Below are 23,886 nucleotides of genomic sequence, written 5' to 3' on the forward strand. Positions count from 1 at the left end.
CCTGGTCAGCCCGAGATCCGCAGAATGCCGAAGCCCAGGACAAGATCACCCGCGGGTGGTACTGCGCCGATTACCGGTGAAGTCACGGTCAGCGAATGGGCGGCAGAGCTTTGTCGGGGTGGGCGCTTTGAACGTAGCGGATCGCGGTGCTCGGGTGGATTCCGAACAGTCGGACCACCTGCATCGGGTCGGTGCTGGTGCGCGCTTCGCTGAGGACCCGGTCTCTCCATAGCCTGCCCATGGAGATGCCGGCCTGGTCGAATGGGGCGCGCAGGGCGCAGTAGCTGAGCGGGGGTGTTTCGGGGTGGTGGGCGCTGTGGGCGGTGATCAGCAGGTGGGGATTGGGAGAGGCAGGCCAGCGGTGGGTGCGTTCGCTGAGCCAGTCGGTCAGGAGATTGTGGGTGAGCCGGTCGAGGTAGACGGTATGGGTGCGCTCGCCCCTGCGGATGAGCAGAGCCCTGTGCTGGGGGAGGTGGTTCGGTCAGGAGCAGGCGGCGCAGTTCCTCGCCTTTCACGGCGTGGATGGTGACGAGTGCGACGCTCAGGCGCCCGATGACGGTGGGGATCCGGTTCAGCAGGCCACGTAGCTGATCGTTGGGCAGGCTGACCGGTGGCCGTGCAGGGGTGCTCAGTGACAGGCCCGTCAGCGGGTTGCGGAAGATGATCCGCTCTTGTTTCAGGGCGCGGAAAATACTGAGCAGAACGTGGAAGATCCCGCGGGCCTTGTTGCCCTGGTGGCGGTCGAGTTCCGCGGTCACCTGTTCTTTGGTGATCTCGCGCAGGCTTGGCGTTGCAGCGGCCCAGCTTTTGGGGGTGGGGCTGACGATGTAGAGGTTGAGGCGGATCCGGCGCCAGCCCACGGCCGGGTGGCGATAGCGGCCGGTACCGCGCATCACCCGCACCCAGGCGCCCAACTCCGTGGCCATCGGCTCGGGCAGACGGTTGGTCATCGCGCGGGCCGTGGCTTCGAGGGCGGTCTCTCTGGCTGCCGCGGTCCGGTGCCGAGCGGCGGGGGCTGCGGCGGCTGGCCGGACGATGGGGAGTCGGACCGTCGCCGATCCCGGGTCGAGGTCGCGGGCGAGGAGATTGCGGGCGGCGAGGAAGCCGGTCATCTTGTGCACGGAATACCGGCCGGGCCGGGCTGCGGCCACGGCACGGGTGTCGCTCTCTCTTACGGGTGCTTCGGCGCCCAGCCAGCGCAGCAGGACGCCGAGCCCGGTCACGGTGCTTCTGGCGGACTCCGACATCAGCCTGGTTTCGTTGTCGGTGTGTGCAGTGAACGGATCGACCGGCGACTCCACTGCCGCGCCGAAACGGCGCGCGATCTCTCCGGCATGGCGCTGCTCGAGGAAGGCGAAGTACCCGTCAATGTTGTTGATCTTTGCCCTGACAGTGCCCCGTGCCCGCTTGCCAAGCCCGGCGAAGTACTGATCCACGTGCTTGGGCGCCAGCTCCCACGGCACCAGATCGTAGTGATCGCACACCTCGATCACCGGCTTCACCAGCTGGTCGATCGTCGCCGGCATCAACCCCGCTGCGTCTTGCGCCCATTGGTACTCGGCCAGGGTGTCGAAGAAGTACGCCCGCTGACCGTCCGTACCACTCCCCGCACCCCGCTGCGATCCCAGCGTGAGCACCTCGGCCAGACCGCGCTCCGGTAAGGACGACGGTTGCTCTGCCGCAGATTTCGATGGCCTCAGCACTACGAGGCGAGGGGTTCCGGATTGCTCTACAACAACGCAGATTACGAGCGGCACTCGTAGAATCCGCGGTTAATCACCGGAATCCCACCCGTGTGAGGGATGCCTCGAAAGCAGGTCTGCGACCTGCTGACATGCGATTCCAAGCAGCGCCCCAGGCCGTCAGGAACCCGCGCGCGATCCAGTTAGGCAGCGAACGGTGCCCGAGGCGGGTTCCGTGCGGGCCAGCAGCCACGGAGCCAAAGGCAGCAAGGTGCCCTCTCGGGAGGCGAGGATCGGCTGCCCCGTGATCACCGGTGTGGAGGTCGACACCGTGCTGGGGGCCGGCTTTCCGACCCCTTGAAGAGTGAGCACCTCAAGGGTGTACTGGGTGCCGTCGTAGGTCATGGAGGTGGGCACCGCGAGATCGGCGCACCAGAAGGATGTTGCGCGGTGCGCGAACCGGCGCAGCAGTTGGCCGAGTTGGTCAGCCTGGTCCCGCGTGGGAGTGTCCCGCTGGGACTCCTGGACTACCTCGTCGTCCACCTCGGACGCCATCGTTGCGCCCAGCTCCCGGAGACGAACCACGCTGCCTGGGTCGATGTATGACTGCCGGAACGGGTTACCGCCCCCTCGCCGGACTGGCGCGTCGTGTCGGCTGCGCGCGGATGTCGGTACGGCTCAGGGTGTTCATCCGTCGGGTTCGGGCCGTGACTGGCTCCTGGGCTACCTCGAGGGCCACATCCTGCAGCACGGAGGCTGGAGCGTACGTCGAGAAGTGAAGCGCCCACCGGAGAGTGCAGGCGCCGCCGCCCCAGAATGTCCAGGCGGGCAGGGCGCTGTGATGGGAGTGGGCGGTGAAGGCGTCGAACTGGACCCCGGCAGGGTGGTCTTCCACGGCCTGCCAGTGGATCCAGCGGCCGTCGACGGTGTGTCCCCAGCGAGCGTCGGCCAGTGGGCGGGTGGCCTCGGCGATGGTCTCTTCCGAGACCATGCTGCCCGCGGCGATTCCCGCCGAATCGGTGGAGGCGAGGCTGCCGAGGAGTACCCGCATGATCTCCACGGGGACCGCGGTGGCGTGCCACAAGCGCTCGCCGACCGGGCTCTCGTATGCGGCGATCTTCCACTGGGGGTCGTCGGGGTCGGCTTCGTGGACGAACTCGACGCGCGGGACAAGGGATTCGTGGACGGCATGGGTGGTCTCATCGGACCAGGTCTGTTCCCTGTCAAGTCCTGCGTGTTGCCCCCGTATCGATCAGCATCCGAATCTCGCTGTGCTCGTTTGCGGCAGCGCCACACCGTCCGCGCTCGCACCGCAGTCCTGGGATAGGGGGCGGGCTGGCTAACCTGTTGGCGGAAAGGGAGTGCACGCGATGGAGGCAGGGCCGACCGGTGGCGGTCAGCGGGACGGGCAGGGTTCGCGGCGGCGCCGGGAGATTGTGGCCGCGGTCCAGCGATTGCTCGGCGAATGGGGAAGCTCCGAGCGGCTGACGATGCGGGCGGTTGCCCAGGAGGTGGGCATCTCCGCTCCGAGTATCTACCTGCATTTCCAGGACAAGACCGAGCTGGTGTGGGCAGCGCTGGAGGATCGCTTCGGCGAACTGGCCGCCCAGATGGCCGCCGCAGCCCAGGCCGGTGACGACACGGACCCGCGCGGCCGGGTCCGGGCGCAGGCGCACGCGTACTGCCGCTTCGCCATGAGCAATCCCGGCCATTACCGGCTCATGTTCGAGGTGCACCAGCCGGCGGCGGACCCGAGCAGGATCGGCGCCCACCCGGCGCGCCACATTTCCGCCGGCCTGCGCGTCGGTCTGCACAGCTGCGCGGAAGGCGGGTTCGGCCTGTCCCTTCCGGTGGAGCAGGCCGCGCAGACGCTGTGGGCCGGACTTCACGGCATGGTCTCGCTGCACCACAGCCTCTACCGCGACGAGTCCTCGGAAGATCTGCTCCTGCAGCTCGCCGACGGACTGGTCGACTCGCTTGTCGTCGTGGCCGGCGACGACGGCCCTCTCGTCACCAGAGGCGGATGCGAGACCGAGGCGTCGCGCAGGATCAGGGCGCTGAGGAGCACCCCGGGGCTGGACGGCCCGCAGTCGTAGCGGGAACCGTCGCCCCTTGGCAGCGGGGGCGGCTCCCAGCGGCGGATCCCGCGTTCACACGTCCTTCACGCCGTCAACAAGCGTGTTCGGGGGGCCGGTTGCTGCCCCGTATGTGCAGGAGTACAGTCGCCGCTGAACTTAGTTAGGTGCCTAGGGCAACGACCTGGGCTGATCGATGTCGCCCCGCGATCCTCGGGGCTTGACGGAGGAAGAATCCCCATGGACATCTCCATCGACTTCGACAAATGCTGCGGTGCCGGACAGTGCGTGCTGGCGGCGCCGGAGGTCTTCGACCAGCGGGACGAGGACGGCGTCGTGGTCCTGCTCGACGACACCCCGCCGGCCGAGCAGACCGAGAATGTGGTCCAGGCCGCGGCGGTCTGCCCGGCCGCCGTGATCCAGGTGCGGGTGTGAGTGCCGCTACCGCCGCTCCGTCGCGGATCGTCGTGGTCGGTGCTTCCGCGGCCGGATTGAGCGTCGTGGAAGGGCTGCGGCGCGAGGGCTACACCGGGTCGCTCACGCTGATCGGTGAGGAGCAGCACCTTCCCTACGACCGGCCGCCGCTGTCGAAGCAGCTGCTGTCCGGCGTGTGGGACACAGGTCGGCTCCATCTGCGCGGTGAGGACGACCTCGCAGCCCTCGACCTTCAGCTGGGCCTGGGCCAACCGGCCGTTGCCCTGGACACCACCGCCCGTCAGGTCACCCTGGCGGACGGCAGCCTGGTCGGCTACGACGCTTTGGTGGTGGCCACTGGTACGCGGGCCCGACGGCTGCCGGGCACCGAATCGGTGGACGGGGTGCACGTCCTGCGCACCCTGGAGGACGCGCTCGCGCTGCGCGAGGACCTCGCGGAGCGGCCGCATCTGGTCGTGGTCGGTGGCGGCTTCGTCGGTGCCGAGGCCGCCGCCGTGGCACGCGGCCTGGGCTGCGAGGTCACCCTCGTCACCGACACCGCCCAGCCGATGGGCGACGCCCTCGGCAACGGACTGGGTGCTCTGTTGCGCACCGTCCATCACGAGCACGGCGTACGGATCGAGACCGGAGTCCTCGTCGACCGAGTCCTCACCGAGGGTGGGCGGGCGAGCGGAGTACGTCTCGCCGACGGCCGCGCCCTGACCGCGGACGCCGTCCTGGTCGGCATCGGCGCCCGGCCCAACACCGAGTGGCTCACCGGCAGCGGTGTTCCGGTCGGCAACGGCGTGGAGTGCGACGCCACGCTGTATGCCGGCTCCGGGGTGTGGGCGGCGGGCGACGTGGCCTGCTGGCTCAACGCCCGTACCGGTGAACCCTGGCGGATCGAGCACCGCACGAACGCCGCCGAGCAGGGGCTGGTCGTCGCCCGCAACATCCTGGCCGGGCCGGAGCGTGCCACGCCCTTCGACTCGGTGCCCTACGTGTGGTCCGACCAGTACGACCTGAAGATCCAGATCTACGGCCGGACCCAGGGCGCCGACGAGGTACGCATCGTCGAAGGCAGCACGGCCGAGCGCAAGCTGGTCGCCCTGTACGGCAAGAACGGCCGGACCTGCGCGGCGGTCGGCATCAACATGGTCCGGGCCCTGCGCGGCTACCGGGCACAGGTCGCCGCGGCGGCCCCCCTTCTCACCGGGAGTGCAGCATGAGCGACACCCTCAGGGCCGGTGTGATCGGCCTGGGAATGATCGGCGGCGGTGTGGCCGTCAGCCTGGCCCGCAGCGGACGCGTCCCCGCGGTCTACGACGTCCGCCCCGACGCCGCCACGGACCTGGCCGGTGTGCCCGATCCGCTCGGCTCACCCGCCGAGTTGGCCAAGGTCTCCGACGTCGTGATGGTCGCGGTGGTCAACGCCGACCAGGCCCGCGAGGTCATCAGCGGCGAGAACGGCTTGCTGCAGGCGGCCCGGCCGGGCCTGACGATCGTCCTGCTCGCCACCGTCGCCCTGCCAGTCGTCCACGAACTGGCCGCCCTGTGCGCCGAACACGACGTCGGCTTCCTCGACTGCGGGGTGACCCCGGGCGACAAGGCCGCCGAGAACGGCATGGTCGCCATCCTCGGCGGAGAGCAGCGCACCGTGGACGCCGCCCTGCCCGTCATCGAGGACTGGTCGAAACAGGTGGTGCACTGCGGCCCGACCGGCGCCGGCATGGCCACCAAGATCGCCCGCAACGTTGTCACCTATGGCAGTTGGCGAACGGTTGCCGAGGCCGCGGCACTGGCCCGCGCCGCGGGTGTGGACCCTGTCCGGCTCGCCGAGGTCATCGATGCAGCCGACCCCGAGGGGCGCACTCTGCTGCAACTGTTGCGCATGCAGGACGCCGACGGCGTGCTGCCCGAGGCTGTCGGCCGGCAGGTCGAACCTCTGATGACCAAGGACCTCGATGCAGCCTGGGACCTCGCCGCCGCCCTCGGTGTCCAGATCCCCCTCGTCGAGGCGGTACGTACGCAGGCCCGCCGCACCCTCCAGCTCGACGCCGGACCGGAACCGTCCCCAGCGCCTTCCAAGGACGACGTTCACGCCTACGGCCTGCACATGATGGACCAGGCGTACGGGCCCGGCTTCAGCACCGCCATCCAGGACAGCAGCGACCCCTTCAGCGCCGAGACCGTCGACTACCTCTTCGCGCAGGTGTGGGGACGTGAGGGCCTGTCCGTCCGCGACCGCAGGCTGCTCACCCTCGGCGTCGCCGCCACGGTCGCCCGGCCCGAACTCGTACAGATCATCGCCAACGGCGCGCTGGTCAACGGCGAACTGACGGCGGATCAGCTCCGCGAGGCCGTCCTGCACTTGGCCGTCTACACCGGCTGGTGCAAGGCCACCGCCACCCACACCGGTGTGACCGCCGCGATCGACGCACACACCGCCGCCCAGCCCCCCACCGCGCAGGAGCAGAAGTGACCGAGATCCTCGTCAACCAGCCCGTCACCCGCGAAGCCGACGCACCCCTCGACCCGCCGGCCGAGTACACCCGGCTCCGCGAGGACCAGCCCATCGTCAAGGTCCGCTTCCCCAACGGCTCCAGCGGCTGGCTCGTCACCCGCTTCGACGAGGGCAGCCAGGTCTTCACCGACCCGCGCCTGAGCGCCCGCCGTCCGCGGCACGACACCCCCGAGGGCGAGGTCGCCGAGGCCGGTGAGGATGCCCCCTTCGACGCCGGTTTCGTGATGATGGACGAGCCCGAGCACGGCGCCTACCGCCGTCTGCTCACCGCCCGCTTCACCCCCAAGGCCGTGCAGAACAAGCTCCAGCCCTACCTCGACAAGATCGTCGATGAGCACTTGGACGCCATCGCCGCCGGCCCCGAGACCTTCGACTTCGTCCAGGCCATGGCCCTGCCCATCCCGTGCCTGGTGATCTGCGAACTGCTCGGCGTCCCCTACGAGGACCGCAACGGCTTCCACGAGGCCACTGTCGACCTCATGGACATGGCCAAGAGCCGCGAGGAACGCGACAAGGGCGCCCATTGGCTCATCGACTACATCACCAAGCTCGTCGCCGACAAACGCCGCACCAGCGCCACCGACGGCATCCTCGCTGAACTCATCCACAAGACCGACGGCGAAGACGCGGCGCTGACCGAGAAGCAGCTCATCGGGCTCGGCGTGCTGCTGCTGTTCGCCGGACACGACACCACGGCGGCCATGATGGGCCTGTCCACCCTCACCCTGCTCACCCACCACGAGCAGCGCGAACAGATGCTGGCACACCCCGAGAAGACCGGCACCACGGTCGAGGAGCTGATGCGCTACCTCACCATCGTCCAGTTCGGCCTCGGCCGCGTCGCCAAGGAAGACCTCGAACTCGCCGGCGCCCAGATCAAGAAGGGCGACCTCGTCGTCGTCGCCATGAACGCCGCCAACCGCGACCCGCGCGCCTTCACCGACCCCGACACCCTCGACATCGACCGCAAGATGGCCCGCCACATGGGCTTCGGCTACGGCGTCCACGCCTGCCTCGGCCAGAACGTCGCCCGCGCCGAACTCAGGACCGTCCTGCCCAAACTCTTCCAGCGCTTCCCCAACCTGCGGCTCGCCACCCCGCTGGAGGAAGTCCCCATGGACTTCACCGGCACCAACTACGGCGTCCGCAAGCTGATGGTCACCCGCTGACCCAGCCCCGGTTCGGGTACCGCTCGGGTCCCGGCCGCGGCATGACACCACGACAGCCTCCACGGAATGTCGGCTGACGAGCTCGGGCATGGGCTGCGGTGGTGTCGGTTCCTGGAACGCCGATGAAACCGGATCCGGTGCGGGGATACGTCAGATGCCCGCACCGGCTCCGTCGCTCAGCGGTTCAGCCAGTTCGGCTTGCGCTTCTGGGCGAAGGCGGTGATGCCCTCGACGGAATCCTCGCTGACCAGCAACTCGTCGAGTGCAGGGGACGGGTGGGTGACGGCGTCCACGGTGTCGGCGATGCCCTGGGTCTCGGCCATGATCTGCAGAGAGGCCCGGACGGACGTCGGGGAGCCGCCGAGGACCTCCCCGGCGAGTGCCCTGGCCCCTTCGAGGGCCGATCCCGCCTCCACCAGCCGGTTGACCAGTCCGTGGTGCAGCGCTTCCGCGGCGGTCAGACGACGGCCGGTCAGGATCATCTCGGCGGCGAGCTTCTGCGGTACGGCCCTCGGCAGGCGCACCAGCCCGCCGGCGCCGGCGACCAGACCGACCTTCACCTCGCTGAGGGCGAAGAGTGCCGTGGTGTCGGCGGCGACGAGGTGGTAGGCGAGTGCGATCTCGAAGCCACCACCCATGGCGAACCCGTTGACGGCCGCGATGACCGGTTTGGGCATCTCCCGGCGGGACGTCAGGCCGGCGAAACCGTTCTTGGGCACCCACATGGGCTTGCCGGAGGCCGCGTGCATGAGGTCGTTGCCCGCGCTGAAAGCCTTGTCGCCCGCCCCGGTCAGGATCGCCACCCAGAGGTCCGGGTCGCGGAAGTAGGCGTCGAAGATCTCGTCGAGCTCCTCGTTGGCTTGTGGATGGAGGCTGTTGCGGGCTTCGAGCCGATTGATGGTGACTTCCAGCAGGTGTCCGTCGCGGCGCACCAGGACGTGCTGGTAGTCGTCCCGCAGCACGGCTGGGCGGGGCGGGAACAGTTCGTCCATCATGGTGTCGTCGGCCGTGACGCGGTTGCCGGTGCCGAAGGACCGGGCGTAGACCCGGGTGCCGGACGGCTCACCGGTGCTGAGCAGATCGAGCAGTGCCTTGTCGCCGTCGGCCGCCCGGGCGACGAAGCGGCGTCCGTCGGCCTCCAGCCGGCCGATGACTATGCCGGTGCGGGCGCCGTCGCGGCCGTACTTGACGGTCCAGGTCTCGACGGTCGCCCAGCCGTCGGCCAGGCGTGCCTCTTCGACGGCCGGCAGCGCGTCGACCTCGGCCTGCAGAGCGGTGCTGCGGTCGGCACGCCATGGTGCCGGGGTGGTGGAGTACACGCCGGCCGCGTACTTGCTCATCGTGCCGCCGTTGGCGCCGACCAGACCGAACGTGCCGGGGGCGGCGCGCAGGCGGCCGACGGTCTCGGCGACGGCGTGCATCGAGTAGTTGTTGCCCGCTCCCCCGAAGAAGGGGAGGCCGCCGCTGACGGTCAGACCGCGCGGGTCGGCGGGGCTCAGGCCCAGGCCGTCGCAGATTGAACACCGGGATCGGGAAGCAGCTGTACAGGTCGATGGTGGCGAGGTCGGCCAGGCCGATTCCGGCGACCTCCAGGGCATGCCGTACGGCCGAGACGGCGGCCGGGCTGCGATCGAGGTCCTGTCGGCTCATCAGTTCCCGTTCGCGCAGGGCGGCGTGGCCGTGCAGGAACACCCACCTGTCCTCGGGCACGGCCAGCCGTCGGGCGGCCGCCACGGTCATCAGGAGCACCGCCGCTCCCTGGTTGACCTTGTCGCGGGAGACCACGTAACGGGGGTAGGGGTCGCAGATGAGCCGGTTCTTCCCGGTGGTGGTGGTCAGCTCGGCGGCGTCGCGCTCCACGGGTGCGGCAGCGTGCGGGTTGGCGGCCGCGACCTGGGTGAACGGGGCGAAGAGAGCGCCCATGCCGGCCGCGTACTGCGCGCGGGACAGACCTGTGCGGGCGCGGCGAGCGTTCTCGAACAGGGCGTACTGGGACGGCGCGTCGTTCAGGCCGTGCATGGCCAGATGCCGGGACGCCAGGCCCTTGAGTCCGTAGCCGCGGTCTTCGAGGGACCCCTCGACGTGCTCGGTGAAGTCGGGCCGGTTCTCGGCCCCGGCCAGGTGCTGGGCGGTGGAGATGGCCTCCGAGCCGAAGACCAGTGCCACCTCGGACCGGCCCTCGGCCATGGCGGCGGCCAGCTCGGTGATCAGATGCTGCGGTCCTTGTCCTCCCGCGACCTCAAGGATTGCCCGGGCCGGGTTGGCCGACAGCCGTTGCGCCACCGAGCGCGGGTAGTTGCCCGACCTGCCGAGCGGCGCCCGGGCGCCGGGTGTCGAGATCTCGAACTGCCGGATGCCCGCGACGGTGTCGAGCGCGGAGGCGATCGCCCGGACGTCCGCCTCCGAGTCGGCCAGGGCTTGATGTGCGGCGTCGGCCGCGAGTTCGACCGGGGAGCGGCCCCGGTAGTCGGCGTCCTCGATGCGTTCGGAGGACTGGCCGACACCCACCAGTACGGGGGTGCGCGGGTCGAGGGCCTCGGTAGTGGTGGTGAGGGGGCTGTTCATCGCGACGAAACTCCAGGGGTTGGGTCGTACAGGGCCGCCTCCACGCGGATGGCCCGCGGATCAGGCGGTTCGCCAGGTGACGAGGGCGTCCAGGGCCTCGACGGTGGAGCCGTCCACCCGCAGCGGGTTGACCTCCAGAGATTCCAGGTCGCCCCCCAGAGCGATGGCCAGGTCGGCGATCGCGGTGATGACCTCGCCGGCGGTGTCGAGGTCGGCGGCCGTGGTGCCGCGGGCACCCTGCAGCAGTGCCGCTCCCCGCAGGCTGAGCAGCATCTCGGTCGCCTGGCCGGGAGCGAGGGGCAGTGGGGCGAGTGCGGAGTCCTTCAGTACCTCCACGAAGACGCCGCCGAGTCCGACGGCGAGCATCGGTCCCCACTGCGGGTCCCGGACCACACCGACGAGCAGTTCCGTACCGCCTGACCGCATGGGAGAGACGAGTACGCCCTCGACCACCGCGTCCGGCACCCGGGACGCGCTGGCGCGCACCGCCTCGTACGCCTCCCGCACGGCGTCGGTGCCGCTGACGCCGAGGCGTACCCCGCCGATGTCGCTCTTGTGCAGGATGCCGGGTGAGACGATCTTGAGAGCGACGGGTCCGCCGAAGGACTCGGCGGCCTCCGCCGCTTGACCGGCCGAGGTGGCCAGGACCGAGGGGACGACCGGGATGCCCGCGTCCCGCAGAAGGCGGCGCGCGGCGTCTTCGGACCACGCACCACGGCGGTCGGCAGCCGGGGGAAGTGCAGGGACTGCTCCCTGGGTTCGGCTGCTGGCCCCGGAGCCGAGCCGGTGGTGGGTCCGGGACCAGTGGGCTAGCCCCGTCAGAACCGTCACGGCCTGCTTGAGGCCCGGCAGCACGTACGACAGTCCGGCGGGCTCCAGGATGCCCCGGCTGTAGTCGGTGAGGGGCTGGACGATCTGGCTGACCAGGACGGCCGGCGTCGACGCCTGTGCGGCACCTGCGCCGGTGGCGTCGATGTAGGACTGCCCCTCCCAGGGACCGTCGCCGTACGCCGGGAGGGCGTTGACGACGGCGACGATCCCGATGTCCGGGTCATCGGCCATGGCCCTGACCGTCTTGGTGAAGAGCGAGGGGTCGACGATCGCCGCGCCCGTGACATCCAGCGGGTTCTGCACGGTGCCGTAGGGAGGCATGACGGCGGCCAGCGCCTTCTCCGTGTCCGCGTGCAAAGTCGGCAGGGACATCCCGGCCTCTGCCGCCCGGTCGGCGAGGATGTCGCAGGCCCCGCCGGAGATGGAGACCACGCCCACGCCCGGGACCGACAGCGGCCCGGTGCGCGCGGCGAGTCCGGCGGTGATGAGCATGTCCTCGATGCTGTCGACGCGGATCACCCCGCACTGCCGGAAGACGGCGTCGATCACCTTGTCGTCGCCGACCAGCGCGCCGGTGTGTGCAGCGGCGGTACGGGCTGCCAACTCGCTGGCTCCGGCCTGAAGGGCCGCGGCAGCACCTTCGCCCGCTCGCGCGCCATTTCCGAGACGAAGCTCGCTTCACTAGTCATGGTTAAGGGCGATGACCCGCGGCACGCGGTCGTGCTGGGCCATCGAGCGTTGGACGACGCCGGCAAGCTGACCTCGTGCCGTGCCGCCGACGATCTGCGGGAGCTCGCCCGGTTCGCAGGGCGACACCGGAAGCTCTCCGAGGCTAACGACCTACGCGAGCGCATCGCGGCTACGGTTCAGACGTGACCCCATCAACCACGGCTACCCACGCCATACTTCAGGTGGCCTGCCTGGCCGTCGGCCTCGACTCGACCGGTGCTGAGCCGATAAGAATCGCCGAGAACTCCCTTTGGCGGCTGCCCGGGGGAGTGGTGGTGCGAATCGCTAAGCCTGGCCAGTACGCCGCCGCAGAGCGCGAGGTCCAGGTCGCCCGCTGGCTGGTAGAACAATACGTGCCTGCCGTACGTGTACTTGAACTGCACCAGCCGGTAGCTGCTCACGGCCATCCGGTGACGTTCTGGCAGGAGCTGCCCCCACACGAGAACGGGACCGTCGCCGACGTCGTCGCGCTCATCAAACAACTGCACGCTCTGCCCAAGCCTGACCTGCCGCTCGGTGAGCTGGACCCGTTTGTCCGCCTGGTCGAGCGCATCGATGCAGCGAGCACGATTTCCGACGACGACCGGGAGTGGATGCAAGGTCGGCTCGAAGAGCTCAAGGGCCAGTGGAATTCGAAGCCGAACGGCTTGCCCGAGTGTGTGGTCCACGGGGATGCCTGGGTCGGCAACGTGGCACGCACGGAGGCTGGCCCGCTATTGCTGGACTTCGAGCGCGCTTCGTTCGGTCCACCGGAATGGGATCTCGTATCGACCGCGGTAAAACTCACCACGACAGGGGCAGTGTCGGCCGAGGAGTACGCCGCGTTCTGCGATACCTACGGAGTCGACGTCACAGAGTGGGGGGGATACGAACTCCTCTCGGCTACACGTCAGTTGCGTATGGCGACGTACGCCGCACAGCATGCCGCCAACCACCCGGAGTGGCGGCGCGAGGCGCAGCATCGCATCGACTGCCTGCGGGGCCGGTTCGGGGCACCGCCATGGCGTTGGAAGGGAATCATGTAGCCCGCGGGCAAGGCCAATAGCGGCTGCTGACGTTATAGATGCACGACCAGATTGGCGAGGAGGACGCGTTGCCAACCCGTTCCGTGGCCTGATTCTCGACTTCGGCGGTGTGCTCACCACCCGTATGAGGATGAATGGACAGGCGTTCGAGAGATCAGAGGGCCTGAAGCCTGGCGAGTACTTTGCGGCCCTCAACACAAATCCTGAAGGCATAGCCGTCTACGCAGCACTGGAGGTGGGGGAGGCCACGCAGGAGGACTGGAACGGTGTCATTGGCGGCATCCTCGGAATCGACCCCAGCAACTTGATGCAGTGCGCACTCGCCAACCTTCACCCTGAGCCGGAGATCGTCGCCGCGGCGAGGAGAGCCCGCGAGGCCGGGGTCAAAGTCGCGATGCTGAGCAACAGCTTCGGGATCGAGCCGTACAACCCATACGCAGACAAGGGCATGTGGACCGACTTCTTCGACGCGGTGATCCTCTCGGAGCTGGAAGGCGTGCGGAAGCCGTCCCCAGTCATCTATGAGCGAGCGCTCCGACTCAAGGGCACCATCTGTACGACGGGTGGTGTCCGGCCCGCCCTCTGCGTGGGGGACTTCAACTCGATCTGGATCAGGGCCCCCTCCCGACACCGTTGGGAAGTCGACTTGAGTGAATCCATCGACAAGCGGAGCTTCTCCGTGATCGCCGGTAAGGACGACTACCAACTGACGGTCAGCTGGGACGCCACCCTCAAGAAGGTTTCCGGCCTCGGCCTCAGCCCCTGCGCCCGCTTCCCCGACCGCGCGCAGGAGGAGAGCCGTCGCCGCCCTCCCGTGGCATTTCGCTGGCGTGGGGTAGCCGGTCGTGGTGAGGTTCGGCCAGTCGAGGAGAGGAACGTCTTTCATGCGTGCTCGGAACATAGGCGCGTCAGCCGCCACGGCGTTGGCGTTGGTGGCCGCCCGCGATCTCGTGCAGAAGAAGCACGCACTGCTGAGGAACTTCCCCGTGCTGGGGCACGCTAGGTACTTGCTGGAGAAGATCGGCCCCGAGCTGCGGCAGTACGTCGTGACGTCCAACGACGAGGAACGGCCCTTCAGCCGTGACCAGCGCAGCTGGATCTACGCGTCGGCGAAGGAGGAGAACAACTACTTCGGGTTCGGCACCGACGACGACGTCGAGCACGTGCAGGGTCACGCGTACGTGAAGCAGCGCACGTTCGCCGGTCGGCTGCCCGATCTGCGCGACGCGCAGGCGCCGTTGCCCTCGGCCAAGGTGCTCGGCGGACCACGAGGCCGCGCGAAGGCGTTCCGTCCGACGAGTGTCGTCAACATCTCGGCGATGAGCTTCGGCTCGTTGTCCGGCGCGGCCGTCACGGCACTCAACAAGGGCGCGGCGCTGGCCGGGACGATGCACAACACCGGCGAGGGCGGCCTGTCGCCTTACCACCTCAACGGTGGGGAACTCGTCCTCCAGATCGGTACGTCGTACTTCGGCTGCCGCAACGAGGACGGGACGTTCAACCTCGACAAGCTCAAGTCCGTGGTCGCGAGCGGGCCCGTCAAGGCGATCGAGATCAAGCTCTCGCAGGGTGCGAAGCCGGGGCTCGGCGGCATGCTGCCGGGTGCGAAGGTGACCGACGAGATCGCCGGGATCCGCGACATCCCCGCGGGCAAGGACTGCGCGTCGCCGTCGCGGCACACCGCGTTCCACGACGTGGACTCGATGCTCGACTTCGTGGAACTGCTCGCCACGGAGACCGGATTGCCCGTCGGGATCAAGAGCGCCATCGGGGAAATGGGCTTCTGGGAGGAACTCGCCACCCTGATGGAGCGAGGTGATCGAGGGGTCGACTTCGTGACCGTCGACGGAGGCGAGGGCGGCACCGGGGCTGCTCCCCTGATCTTCGCCGACTCGGTGTCCCTGCCGTTCCGCATGGGCTTCTCCCGCGTCTACAGCGTGTTCGCCGAGCGCGGGCTGACCGACGACATCACCTTCATCGGCTCCGGCAAGCTCGGCCTGCCCGAGAACGCCGTCGTCGCGTTCGCCCTCGGCGTCGACATGGTCAACGTGGGCCGTGAGGCGATGCTGTCCATCGGCTGCATCCAGGCGCAGAAGTGCCACACCGACGCATGCCCCACCGGCATCGCCACCCAGAATCCGTGGCTGACGCGCGGCATCGACGCGCCCTCGAAGGCCATCCGGGCCGCGGGCTACCTGCGCACCCTGCGCAGGGAGTTGCTGAGGGTCTCGGGCGCCGTCGGCGTCGCCCATCCCTCGCTCATCACCCCCACCGACATCGACATCCTCAACGGCGACTACGACGCCCGCACCCTGGCGAGCGTCTACGGCTACAAGGACGGCTGGGGCTCGCTCGGCCCCAAGCTCGCCGATGAGATCACCGAGCTGCTCCTTGCCTGAGCACGTCCTTACCCCCTTGTCGGGTATGCGGAGATACGACTGCGGCCTGATCAGCATGCGACGTCACGAGTTTGCGCAGTCCTGTCCGGGGCGGTCCTCGGGGCGGGACGCTGCGCGCGAGGCGTGACAGCGGCCCGGGCAGCGCGGCCCGTACGGGGGTCGGGCCGCGCCGCGCGGGCGGGTCAGAGCGCCGAGTCGAGGTGCCCGAGGTGCTCGATGAGGTTCATGTTCTCGGCGTAGTCCACCGGGCAGTTGATGATCGACACGCCCGGGTCCGCCAGTGCCTCACGGAGCGTCGGCAGCAGGTCCCCGGCGGACTCGATGTGGTAGCCCTTCGCGCCGAAGCTGCGGGCGTACTGGACGATGTCCGGGTTGCCGAAGTCGGTGTTGGAGTTCTCCCCGACCTCCAGGTCCATTTTCCACTTGATGAGCCCGTAGCCGTTGTCCTCCCAGATCAGCACGGTCAGCGGGATGTTCTCGCGGACCGCCGTCTCGATCTCCTGGGAGTGCATGAGGAACGAGCCGTCGCCGACCGCCGCCAGCACCTTCGTCTGCGGCCTGGCGAGCTGGACCGCGAGCGCGCCGGGCAGCGAGAAGCCCATGGTGGACAAGCCGTTGGAGATGAGGCAGGTGTTCGGCGCGTATGTCGGGTAGAGCCGGGCCATCCACATTTTCAGCGCGCCGGTGTCGACCAGCACGATGTCGTCGCGACCGAGTGCGGCGCGGGTGTCGGCGATGACGCGCTGCGGGGCGAGCGGGTAGCGCTCGTCCGCGGCGCCCTGATCGAGTTCCTTGGCCAGTAGCGCGCGGGTGGCCGTGGTGTCCTCGTCGTCGATGGTCCAGCGCAGGCCGTCGAGTGCGGTGGCGAGAGCGTCGAGGGAGGCGGCGATGTCGCCGATGATGCCGACATCGACCGAGTAGCTGTCGTCCACCTCCGCCGGGATGCGGTGGATGTGGACGATCTTCTTGTCACCATCCGGGTTTATCCGGGACGGGTCGAACTCCTGCAGCTCGTAGCCGACGGCGATGACGACGTCGGCCTCCTCGAACCCGAAGTTGGTGTAGTCGCGCCGCATGAAGCCGAACGTGCCGGTCGCGCACGGGTGGTCGTCGGGCAGGACGCCCTTGCCGTGGAAGGTGGTCGCCGTCGACACGTCGAGTGCGGTAGCGAACGCCGTCAGCGACTCCGCGGCGCCGCCGCGCGCCGCGCCGTGTCCGGCGAGGATCACCGGCCGGCGGGCCTCCCGCAGCAGCTCCACCGCCCGCTTGATCTGCTTCGGGGACGGCGCCTCGGGCTGCACGATGTCCCTGCGCAGCGGGCGCAGGTCCGAGCCGTCCGTCGCCTCGTCGACGTCCTCGGGCACGGCGAGGTAGACGGCGCCGGGCCGCTCGGACTCCGCGGTCTTGAACGCGCGCCGCATCATCTCTGGGATGGCCTGGGTGGCCGGGACGTCCGCCGACCACTTCGTGACCGGGGCGAACATGCTCACCAGGTCCACGAACTGGTGGGACTCCTTGTAGTTGCGCTGCTTGCCGACCTGCGCGCTGATCGCGACGACGGGCGTGCTGTTCGTCATGGCGTCGGCGACGCCCAGCATCAGGTTGATCGCGCCGGGCCCCAGCGTCGCGGACATCACACCCGCCGAGCCGGTGAGCCGGCCGTGCATCTCCGCCATGAAGGACGCGGCCTGCTCGTGCCGGGTGAGGACGTAGCGGATCTTCTCCGAGCGGGCGAGGGCGTTGGTGAAACGGATGTTCTCCTCGCCGGGCACGCCGAACACGACCTCGACGCCCTCGTTCTCCAGGCAGCGCACCAGGAGTTCGGCCGCTCCGTCGGGGGTCTGCTTCCGGTGCTCGGCGTCGCTCACGCTGATCGTGTCCTCTCCCGGGTTTCGGCCGCGCCGATGGGCGGACCGGTCAGTCGTCTACCCCGGCCCACCGCTCGGACGCCTGCGGACCGGGTCTTACGAGCCAGACCCTCGGATTCTTGATCGCCGCCCAGCGTTCCTCGTCGTCAGAGACCGCAGCCAGGGTCTGGTGGGTGCTGGACGCCATTCCAGAGCATCGGTGCTGCTCAGGCCACCGGCTGGCCACCCACCGATACGACTTCAGGGTGTTGTAGGAGCGTCAATTCGACGGGCCTGGCAGGGCACCACGCGCATCGCCGTGCGGGCCTGCCGGATCGGCGGCATCGACATCGAGGCGGGGCAGAGGGTCGTCGCCTTGTTCGCGGCGGCCAACCGCGACCCGGCCGCCTTCGAGTGGCTGGACGACCTGGTGCTCGACCGCTCCCCGAACCGTCACCTCGGCTACGGGTGGGGGCCGCACTCCTGCATCGGGACGACGGTCGCCCAGGCGGGCCTGCGTGCCCTGTTCGCGGCCCTGGCCGGGCAGGGTTCCACGCAGTTGTCGGCATGCATTCGCCGACGGCAGACAAGGAAGAACCTCAAAGGACTGGAAACCTTCGCCGGGAGCATGTCAACGTACAACGACCGGGAAACACCAGGTCAGAAGCGCGGCCACGTCGGCTGCCTGATGGCTTGGTCCCTATCGAGGAGGTTTGTCTGTCGGGTTCCGCTATTCGTTCCGCCCGCTTCCCTTCTCCCCAACCCCTTTCGCGCAGGGCATTCTGAGCGCCTGGTCCGGTCGCGGCCGGGCTGTTCGGCGAGGTGCAAAATTCAATGCAGCCATCACCGCGACCGGGCATCGGGTTGCGGGTCCGGGACTCTGCAAGTGCCCATGCCGTTAGGGCTCTTGGGTGTGTCGTAGCGCGAGCTCCTGACCGACTCGCCGACGAGGGTCTGCTAGTAGTCGTCACGGACGGCGCGATCCCCGCCCTGCGTTCATACCGGTTGGCTTCCTAACGGAAGGCAACGCGAGAGCAGCCGGGCTCTGGGCGATGCGGCTCGCAACATAGACCAGGATCGCCGGTTAGCCAAACCGGCGATCGTCGCGACCATTGAGGAGTTCGCAGCGGCTGCACTTGGCGGTGGAGACGTGCGGATGCGGTGAACTTCCATGCCGACGCTCAACTGAGTTAGCTCTGTTGTGCCGCCCAGCGTCTGGCGACTCGTTCAAATCTCCAGGGGAAAAATGGCTCGCCCTCCTGCTCTCAAACTCGCCGAGGTCCTGACGGAAATCCGAATGAGCCCGTCAGCGTTCTACCGCTTGCGCTCTCGTGGTCAAGCGCCCCGAATGATCAAACTTCCGAATGGTGAACTCCGCTGCCGCCGCGTCGATCTAGACGCGTGGTGGGAAGCGTGTGAGAGGGATACGCCTGAATGGCGATGAGTTATAGGGTTCGATTTTGGGACACGCGCGAGCGACCCGATCGTCGCAAGGGGTTCGAGGTTCGATGGACGGTTGATGGGCGGGAGAAGTCCGAGTCCTTTCTCACGAAGGGGCTTGCGGAGAGCCGCCGTTCCCAACTCGTGACTGCCGCGCGTAACGGCGAGCCGTTCGATACCAGGACGGGCCTGCCGGCCTCCGAGCTTCGGGCCCTGAAACAGCGCACCACCTGGTACGACCTGGCGCGCGAGTACATCGAGCAGCGTTGGGACCGTACGCCCGGGAATACACGTCGAACGCTTGCCGATGCTCTCGCGACCATCACTCCAGCCTTCGTCGAGCCAGAGCACATGTCCCGGGCGCCTCGTGAACTGAGAAGGGCACTGTATTCATGGGCTTTCAATAAAAAAGCCTGGAGGGAGGATCCGCCCGGGGAGTGGCAGGTGGCCCTGGATTGGCTGCAGCGTCATTCGCTGTCTGTGAGCGAATTGACGGAGCCCGATGTGCTGCGCCGGGGACTCGACGCTCTGTGCCGCAAGGTCGATGGGGCAACCGCCGCAGCGACGACCGCGAAGCGAAAGAAGGCTGCCGTCAATGAGGTGTTCGGAGTCGCAGTGGAAAGAGGGTATTTCACCCAGAATCCGATGAGCGGCCTTCGCTGGTCCGCGCCCGAAGTTGCCGACGAAGTTGATCCGGACTGCGTGCCCAATCCGGCGCAGGTGGGTCGCCTGCTTGCAGCCGTCAGGGTACTGCCCGGTCGAGGCCCACACCTGTACGCCTTTTTCGGCTGCATGTATTACGCCGCGATGCGCCCTGCTGAGGCTATTCACTTGCAGAAGTCCCAGTGCCGACTGCCGGCGACTGGGTGGGGGCTCCTCAACCTGAAGGGCGGGGTCGTAACGGCAGGGAAGGAGTGGACGAACAACGGTGCCGTTCACGAGGTCCACTCGCTGAAGCGACGGGCGGCGAAGGCGACGAGGCCCGTGCCTATCCCGCCTGTGCTGGTGCGCATGCTGCGCGAGCACATAGAGAGTTTCGGTGTTGCACCCGATGGGCGCCTGTTCCGCAATGGCGCGGGGAACTACGTTGATACCTCCGCGTACAACATCACATGGGGGCGTGCGCGCGAGGCGACATTGACTCTCGATGAACTCGCCCTTGAGCTGGCGAAACGCCCCTACGATCTACGCCACGCAGGGATCTCATTCTGGCTTGCCTCCGGTGTCGACCCGGCGGAGTGTGCGCGCCGCGCCGGGCAGAGCATCCAGGTCCTCTTTCGCTACTACGCCAAGTTTCTGGCCGAGGCGCGGAACCACGCCAACAGCCTGATCGAGGAGTCGATGCGAAGGTGGGAGGGGCAGGACCGCAGTGCAGAGGACACATGAGCCGGGCCTTGGCCCGGAAATGCCCCGGAACAGCTGGTCAGAGGTGGGATAGCAGTGGGAGATATCGGGAGTTACCTCGCGATCCACCCAACGGCTTAAGGTGCGCTCAGGCAGGGCGCCTGACAGGTGAAACACCTGGTCAGGCGCCCTTTTCTAATGCCTAGAAGAACCCCAGCTTCCTCGGCGAGTACGACACCAGAAGGTTCTTCGTCTGCTGGTAGTGCTCCAGCATCATCTTGTGCGTCTCGCGCCCGATCCCGGACTGCTTGTAGCCGCCGAACGCCGCGTGCGCGGGATACGCGTGGTAGCAGTTCGTCCAGACCCTGCCCGCCTGGATCGCACGGCCCGCCCGGTAGGCGGTGTTCATGTCGCGGGTCCACACTCCGGCGCCCAGGCCGTACAGCGTGTCGTTGGCGGTCTTGATGGCGTCGTCGAAGTCGCTGAACGACGCGACCGAGACGACCGGACCGAAGATCTCCTCCTGGAAGATCCGCATGCGGTTGTCGCCCTCGAAGATCGTCGGCTGGACGTAGTAGCCACCGGCCATTTCGCCGTCGTACGTGATGCGCTGACCGCCCGTCAGAACCTTGGCGCCCTCCTGCTGGCCGATGTCCAGGTAGGAGAGGATCTTCTCCAGCTGGTCGTTGGAGGCCTGGGCACCGATCATCGTGTCCGTGTCCAGCGGGTGCCCCGCCACGATCTGCTCCGTGCGGGCGACCGCCGCTTCCATGAACTCGCTGTAGTGGCCCCGCTGGACGAGGGCACGCGACGGGCAGGTACAGACCTCGCCGTTGTTGAGGGCGAACATCGTGAAGCCCTCCAGCGCTTTGTCGCGGAAGTCGTCGTTGGCGGCCCACACGTCGTCGAAGAAGATGTTCGGCGACTTCCCACCCAGCTCCAGCGTCACCGGCTTGATGTTCTCCGAGGCGTACTGCATGATCAGCCGCCCCGTCGTGGTCTCGCCGGTGAAGGCGACCTTCGCGACGCGCGGGCTGGAGGCGAGGGGCTTGCCCGCCTCGACGCCGAAGCCGTTGAGGATGTTGACGACACCGGGCGGCAGCAGGTCGGACACCAGACGCAACCAGTAGTGGATGGAGGCCGGGGTCTGTTCGGCGGGTTTGAGGACGACCGCGTTGCCCGCTGCGAGGGCCGGCGCGAGCTTCCATGTCGCCATCAGGATGGGGAAGTTCCACGGGATGATCTGCGCGACGACTCCCAGCGGCTCGTGGAAGTGGTACGCGATGGTGTCCTCGTCCACCTCGCTCAGCGACCCCTCCTGCGCGCGGATCACTCCGGCGAAGTAGCGGAAGTGGTCGATGGCGAGCGGGATGTCGGCGGCCAGCGTCTCCCGGACGGGCTTGCCGTTCTCCCAGCTCTCGGCCACCGCGAGGCTTTCGAGGTTCGCCTCCATGCGGTCGGCGATCTTCCGTAGGACGTCTGCGCGTTCGGTCACGGACGTGCGGCCCCAAGCGGGCGCGGCGGCGTGCGCCGCGTCCAGGGCGCGCTCGACGTCCTCGGCCGTGCCGCGGGCGATCTCGGTGAACGGCTGCCCGTTGACCGGGCTCGGGTTCTCGAAGTACTGGCCACGGGCGGGCGGGACGTACTCACCGCCGATGAAGTGGTCGTAGCGGGACTGGTAGGAGACAACTGCGCCGTCCGTGCCGGGCGCTGCGTAACGGGTCATTTTGGTGGCCTCCCGGGGAAGGCTGCCCGCCGTTGGGCAGCTCTCACCGGGAGAGTAGGAGCGCGAACGTTGCAGGTACGTTGCGGGAGTTGCTTCGTGGCTGGTTCTCTACGTCGGGTGCGTTGCTTGGCGGCTGGTGGAGGCGCCAGTCAGCTCCGCGTCCAGCTCGCGCAGACGGGCCAGCACCGGCGGGGTCGGGCGCACCTGCGCCAGCGCGCGCCACACCGGCAGGTCGTCCTCGCCCCACGGGGCGTGCGCCCAGTCGGCCAGGAGATCGGGGTCGCGGCGTGCGATGAGCGCCGCCCGCAGCTGATCGGCGAGCCTGCGCCGCAGCCGCGCCACGGCAGGGGCCTGAGAAGCGGGCAGGAGCGGACCCGCGTACGCGCCGACCGCCGAGGTGACGGCCCCGGAGCCGAGCCGTCGCTCGACGGCATCGACATCCGACTCGACCGGCACCGAGAGCCGATATGGGCGTGACCTCAGCAACTCCGGGCCCAGAAGCCGTCGCAGCCGTGCCAGTTCGGCCCGCAGCGTCACGGGCGTCACCGACTCGTCCTCGTACAGCGCGCACAGCAGCTCGTCGCCGGTCAGCCCCTCCGGGTGGCGGGCGAGCAGGACGAGGATCTCGCTGTGCCTGCGGCTCAGCCGCACCTTGCGACCGCCGGTCAGCAGCAGTGCCTCATCGCGGCCGAGCGCGGTGAGACCCACCGTGTCCCTGGCCTCCACCGGCGGTGACAGCAGCGCCAGTTGGGACTCCGCCGCCCGAGCGACCGCCTGCACGAAGGCCAGGCTGTGCGGATGCGCGAGGCCGTCGCCCCCGGTGATGTCCACGGCCCCGAGCAGCCGCCCCGTCCGCGGATCGTGCACCGGAGCCGCCGCGCACGTCCAGGGTTGGACGCGCCGGATGAAATGCTCGGCGGCGAACACCTGCACCGGCCGATCCAGCGCCACCGCCGTGCCCGGAGCGTTCGTCCCCATCGCGGACTCCGCCCACCGAGCACCCGGCACGAAGTTCATCCGCCCCGCCTTCTGCCGGGTCGCGGAGTGTCCCTCGACCCAGAGCAGCCTGCTGTGCGCGTCGCACACCGCGAGGAGGTGCTCACCGTCCATCGCGAACGTGCCCATCAGCTCACGGAACAGCGGCATCACCCCCGCCAGCGGATGCTCGGCGCGATACGCGCCGAGGTCCCCGTCGGTGAGCTCCACCGTCGCGCCGGTGTCCTCGGGGCTGACCCGGGCTCGCGCCGAACGCCGCCACGAGTCGGCCACGACGGAACGCACCGGCAGCGTCACCGTCCCTGCCTCGGTGAACCTCTCGTGGGCGCGCCGCAGCACCCGCACCCGCTCGGCAGGATCGGCGCCGGAATCCAGGGCCACCCATGGTTCGGTCAACTCGGCCTCCCGGGACGGCGATGCGGTGCTGCCATCGTCGCCCCGCGAGCGTGACCCGACAAGCGCCCCGGCAGGCGCCACAGCATCAGGTGGCTGATGTCAGGCAGAGTTGACCAGGCGGATGTAGCGCGTCCAGTCCCAGTGCGGCCCCGGATCGGTGTGGTCGGTTCCGGGCACTTCGACGTGCCCGATGATGTGCTTGCGGTCCTTGGGAATGCCGTACGTGTCGCAGATGGCCGAGGTCAGCAGGGCGGACTGCTCGTACATCGCGTCGGTGAAGTACTCGGGCTGATCCACCCATCCTTCGTGCTCGATACCGATGCTGCGGGTGTTGTAGTCCCAGTTGCCCGCGTGCCAGCCGACGTTGCGCTCGCGGACGCACTGGGCGATGTGGCCGTCCTCGGAGCGCACCACGTAGTGGGACGAGACCTTCTTCGCCGGGTTCTGGAAGATGGCCAGGGTGTCGGCGTAGGTCTCCTGGGTGACGTGGACGATCACGTAGTCGACGGGGTACGTGCTGGGGCGGTTGGCGGCGGTGTAGTTGGAGGTGCTTGCCGGAACCCACTCGGCGAGCGGATAGTCGACCGCCCGAGGGCGAGCCGTGGCGCGGGTGGCGGGGAGGAGTGCGGCAGGGAGGGCGGCCAGAGCCGCTCCTTGCAACAGCCTGCGCCTGCTGGGATGCCGTCTTGCTCGATCCATGGCCGGCCTACCTCTCGGTGGGGGG

At 68.6% G+C, this 23,886-nt stretch carries 21 protein-coding genes; 11 read left to right on the forward strand and 10 right to left on the reverse strand.

Annotated features, from left to right (window positions below; translation table 11 throughout):
- Window positions 1-5 precede the first annotated feature (5 nt).
- The 3 genes from M4V62_RS40120 to M4V62_RS40130 form a co-directional block, all read right to left on the reverse strand.
- A complete protein-coding gene (locus M4V62_RS40120; protein WP_249592113.1) occupies window positions 6-1,637 on the reverse strand; it encodes a hypothetical protein in 1,632 nt (543 codons plus the stop codon).
- 225 nt (window positions 1,638-1,862) lie between these two features.
- The gene (locus tag M4V62_RS40125) at window positions 1,863-2,237 is read right to left on the reverse strand and encodes a hypothetical protein (RefSeq protein ID WP_249592114.1); all 375 of its coding nucleotides are present in this window, start codon (window positions 2,235-2,237) and stop codon (window positions 1,863-1,865) included.
- Between the two features lie 64 nt (window positions 2,238-2,301).
- A complete protein-coding gene (locus M4V62_RS40130; protein ID WP_283779174.1) occupies window positions 2,302-2,931 on the reverse strand; it encodes a DUF317 domain-containing protein in 630 nt (209 codons plus the stop codon).
- A gap of 121 nt (window positions 2,932-3,052) precedes the next feature.
- On the opposite strand from M4V62_RS40130, the gene M4V62_RS40135 reads away from it, so the two are divergent.
- From M4V62_RS40135 to M4V62_RS40155, 5 genes are all read left to right on the forward strand, one after another.
- Entirely contained in the window at window positions 3,053-3,778 is a 726-nt protein-coding gene (locus tag M4V62_RS40135; protein ID WP_249592116.1) for a TetR/AcrR family transcriptional regulator, read from the forward strand.
- Window positions 3,779-3,997: 219 nt separating this feature from the next.
- Window positions 3,998-4,192: a ferredoxin gene (locus tag M4V62_RS40140; protein ID WP_249592117.1), complete on the forward strand. Its 195-nt coding sequence runs from the start codon at window positions 3,998-4,000 to the stop codon at window positions 4,190-4,192.
- Window positions 4,189-5,400 carry an NAD(P)/FAD-dependent oxidoreductase gene (locus M4V62_RS40145; RefSeq protein WP_425575145.1) on the forward strand — a complete coding sequence of 404 codons (1,212 nt, stop codon included), beginning with the start codon at window positions 4,189-4,191 and terminating at the stop codon, window positions 5,398-5,400. Before M4V62_RS40140 ends, M4V62_RS40145 begins: the two co-directional genes overlap by 4 nt.
- Complete coding sequence (locus M4V62_RS40150; RefSeq protein ID WP_249592118.1) at window positions 5,397-6,653, forward strand: NAD(P)-binding domain-containing protein; 1,257 nt, start codon at window positions 5,397-5,399, stop codon at window positions 6,651-6,653. The genes M4V62_RS40145 and M4V62_RS40150 overlap by 4 nt, the downstream gene beginning before the upstream one ends.
- Window positions 6,650-7,864 (forward strand): cytochrome P450, encoded by a 1,215-nt coding sequence (locus tag M4V62_RS40155; protein WP_249592119.1) that lies wholly within the window; start codon window positions 6,650-6,652, stop codon window positions 7,862-7,864. The genes M4V62_RS40150 and M4V62_RS40155 overlap by 4 nt, the downstream gene beginning before the upstream one ends.
- A gap of 176 nt (window positions 7,865-8,040) precedes the next feature.
- Here the strand turns inward: M4V62_RS40155 and M4V62_RS40160 are convergent, their stop codons facing one another.
- Together M4V62_RS40160 and M4V62_RS40165 are read right to left on the reverse strand one after the other, a co-directional pair.
- Window positions 8,041-9,285, reverse strand: coding sequence for an enoyl-CoA hydratase-related protein (locus tag M4V62_RS40160; protein WP_249592120.1), 1,245 nt, complete (start codon window positions 9,283-9,285; stop codon window positions 8,041-8,043).
- Between the two features lie 1,204 nt (window positions 9,286-10,489).
- The gene (locus M4V62_RS40165; RefSeq protein ID WP_249592121.1) at window positions 10,490-11,863 is read right to left on the reverse strand and encodes an acetate--CoA ligase family protein; all 1,374 of its coding nucleotides are present in this window, start codon (window positions 11,861-11,863) and stop codon (window positions 10,490-10,492) included.
- Between the two features lie 269 nt (window positions 11,864-12,132).
- On the opposite strand from M4V62_RS40165, the gene M4V62_RS40175 reads away from it, so the two are divergent.
- From M4V62_RS40175 to M4V62_RS40185, 3 genes are read left to right on the forward strand one after another with little or no spacing between them, the layout of a single operon-like run.
- A complete protein-coding gene (locus tag M4V62_RS40175) occupies window positions 12,133-13,014 on the forward strand; it encodes an aminoglycoside phosphotransferase family protein (protein ID WP_249592122.1) in 882 nt (293 codons plus the stop codon).
- On the forward strand, window positions 12,911-14,017 hold the full coding sequence (locus M4V62_RS40180) for an HAD family hydrolase (protein ID WP_344646350.1): 1,107 nt from the start codon (window positions 12,911-12,913) through the stop codon (window positions 14,015-14,017). Before M4V62_RS40175 ends, M4V62_RS40180 begins: the two co-directional genes overlap by 104 nt.
- Window positions 13,899-15,413 carry an FMN-binding glutamate synthase family protein gene (locus M4V62_RS40185; RefSeq protein WP_249592124.1) on the forward strand — a complete coding sequence of 505 codons (1,515 nt, stop codon included), beginning with the start codon at window positions 13,899-13,901 and terminating at the stop codon, window positions 15,411-15,413. The genes M4V62_RS40180 and M4V62_RS40185 overlap by 119 nt, the downstream gene beginning before the upstream one ends.
- A gap of 182 nt (window positions 15,414-15,595) precedes the next feature.
- Here the strand turns inward: M4V62_RS40185 and M4V62_RS40190 are convergent, their stop codons facing one another.
- On the reverse strand, window positions 15,596-17,281 hold the full coding sequence (locus M4V62_RS40190) for an acetolactate synthase large subunit (protein ID WP_249592125.1): 1,686 nt from the start codon (window positions 17,279-17,281) through the stop codon (window positions 15,596-15,598).
- A gap of 49 nt (window positions 17,282-17,330) precedes the next feature.
- The gene (locus M4V62_RS40195; RefSeq protein WP_266676050.1) at window positions 17,331-17,507 is read right to left on the reverse strand and encodes a DUF6192 family protein; all 177 of its coding nucleotides are present in this window, start codon (window positions 17,505-17,507) and stop codon (window positions 17,331-17,333) included.
- On the opposite strand from M4V62_RS40195, the gene M4V62_RS40200 reads away from it, so the two are divergent.
- The 3 genes from M4V62_RS40200 to M4V62_RS40210 all read left to right on the forward strand — a co-directional run bounded on the left by M4V62_RS40200 (window position 17,481) and on the right by M4V62_RS40210 (window position 20,086).
- Complete coding sequence (locus M4V62_RS40200) at window positions 17,481-18,182, forward strand: cytochrome P450 (RefSeq protein ID WP_283779138.1); 702 nt, start codon at window positions 17,481-17,483, stop codon at window positions 18,180-18,182. The genes M4V62_RS40195 and M4V62_RS40200 overlap by 27 nt on opposite strands.
- 324 nt (window positions 18,183-18,506) lie before the next feature.
- On the forward strand, window positions 18,507-18,704 hold the full coding sequence (locus M4V62_RS40205; protein ID WP_249592128.1) for a helix-turn-helix transcriptional regulator: 198 nt from the start codon (window positions 18,507-18,509) through the stop codon (window positions 18,702-18,704).
- Window positions 18,695-20,086 carry a tyrosine-type recombinase/integrase gene (locus M4V62_RS40210; protein WP_249592129.1) on the forward strand — a complete coding sequence of 464 codons (1,392 nt, stop codon included), beginning with the start codon at window positions 18,695-18,697 and terminating at the stop codon, window positions 20,084-20,086. Before M4V62_RS40205 ends, M4V62_RS40210 begins: the two co-directional genes overlap by 10 nt.
- Before the next feature lie 160 nt (window positions 20,087-20,246).
- Here the strand turns inward: M4V62_RS40210 and exaC are convergent, their stop codons facing one another.
- From exaC to M4V62_RS40225, 3 genes are all read right to left on the reverse strand, one after another.
- A complete protein-coding gene (gene exaC, locus M4V62_RS40215) occupies window positions 20,247-21,770 on the reverse strand; it encodes an acetaldehyde dehydrogenase ExaC (RefSeq protein ID WP_249592130.1) in 1,524 nt (507 codons plus the stop codon).
- Window positions 21,771-21,878: 108 nt separating this feature from the next.
- Complete coding sequence (locus tag M4V62_RS40220) at window positions 21,879-23,162, reverse strand: GAF domain-containing protein (protein ID WP_249592131.1); 1,284 nt, start codon at window positions 23,160-23,162, stop codon at window positions 21,879-21,881.
- Between the two features lie 99 nt (window positions 23,163-23,261).
- Window positions 23,262-23,861: an N-acetylmuramoyl-L-alanine amidase gene (locus M4V62_RS40225; RefSeq protein WP_249592132.1), complete on the reverse strand. Its 600-nt coding sequence runs from the start codon at window positions 23,859-23,861 to the stop codon at window positions 23,262-23,264.
- Window positions 23,862-23,886 lie beyond the last annotated feature (25 nt).

The sequence above is a fragment of the Streptomyces durmitorensis genome (assembly GCF_023498005.1).
Lineage (GTDB): Bacteria > Actinomycetota > Actinomycetes > Streptomycetales > Streptomycetaceae > Streptomyces > Streptomyces durmitorensis.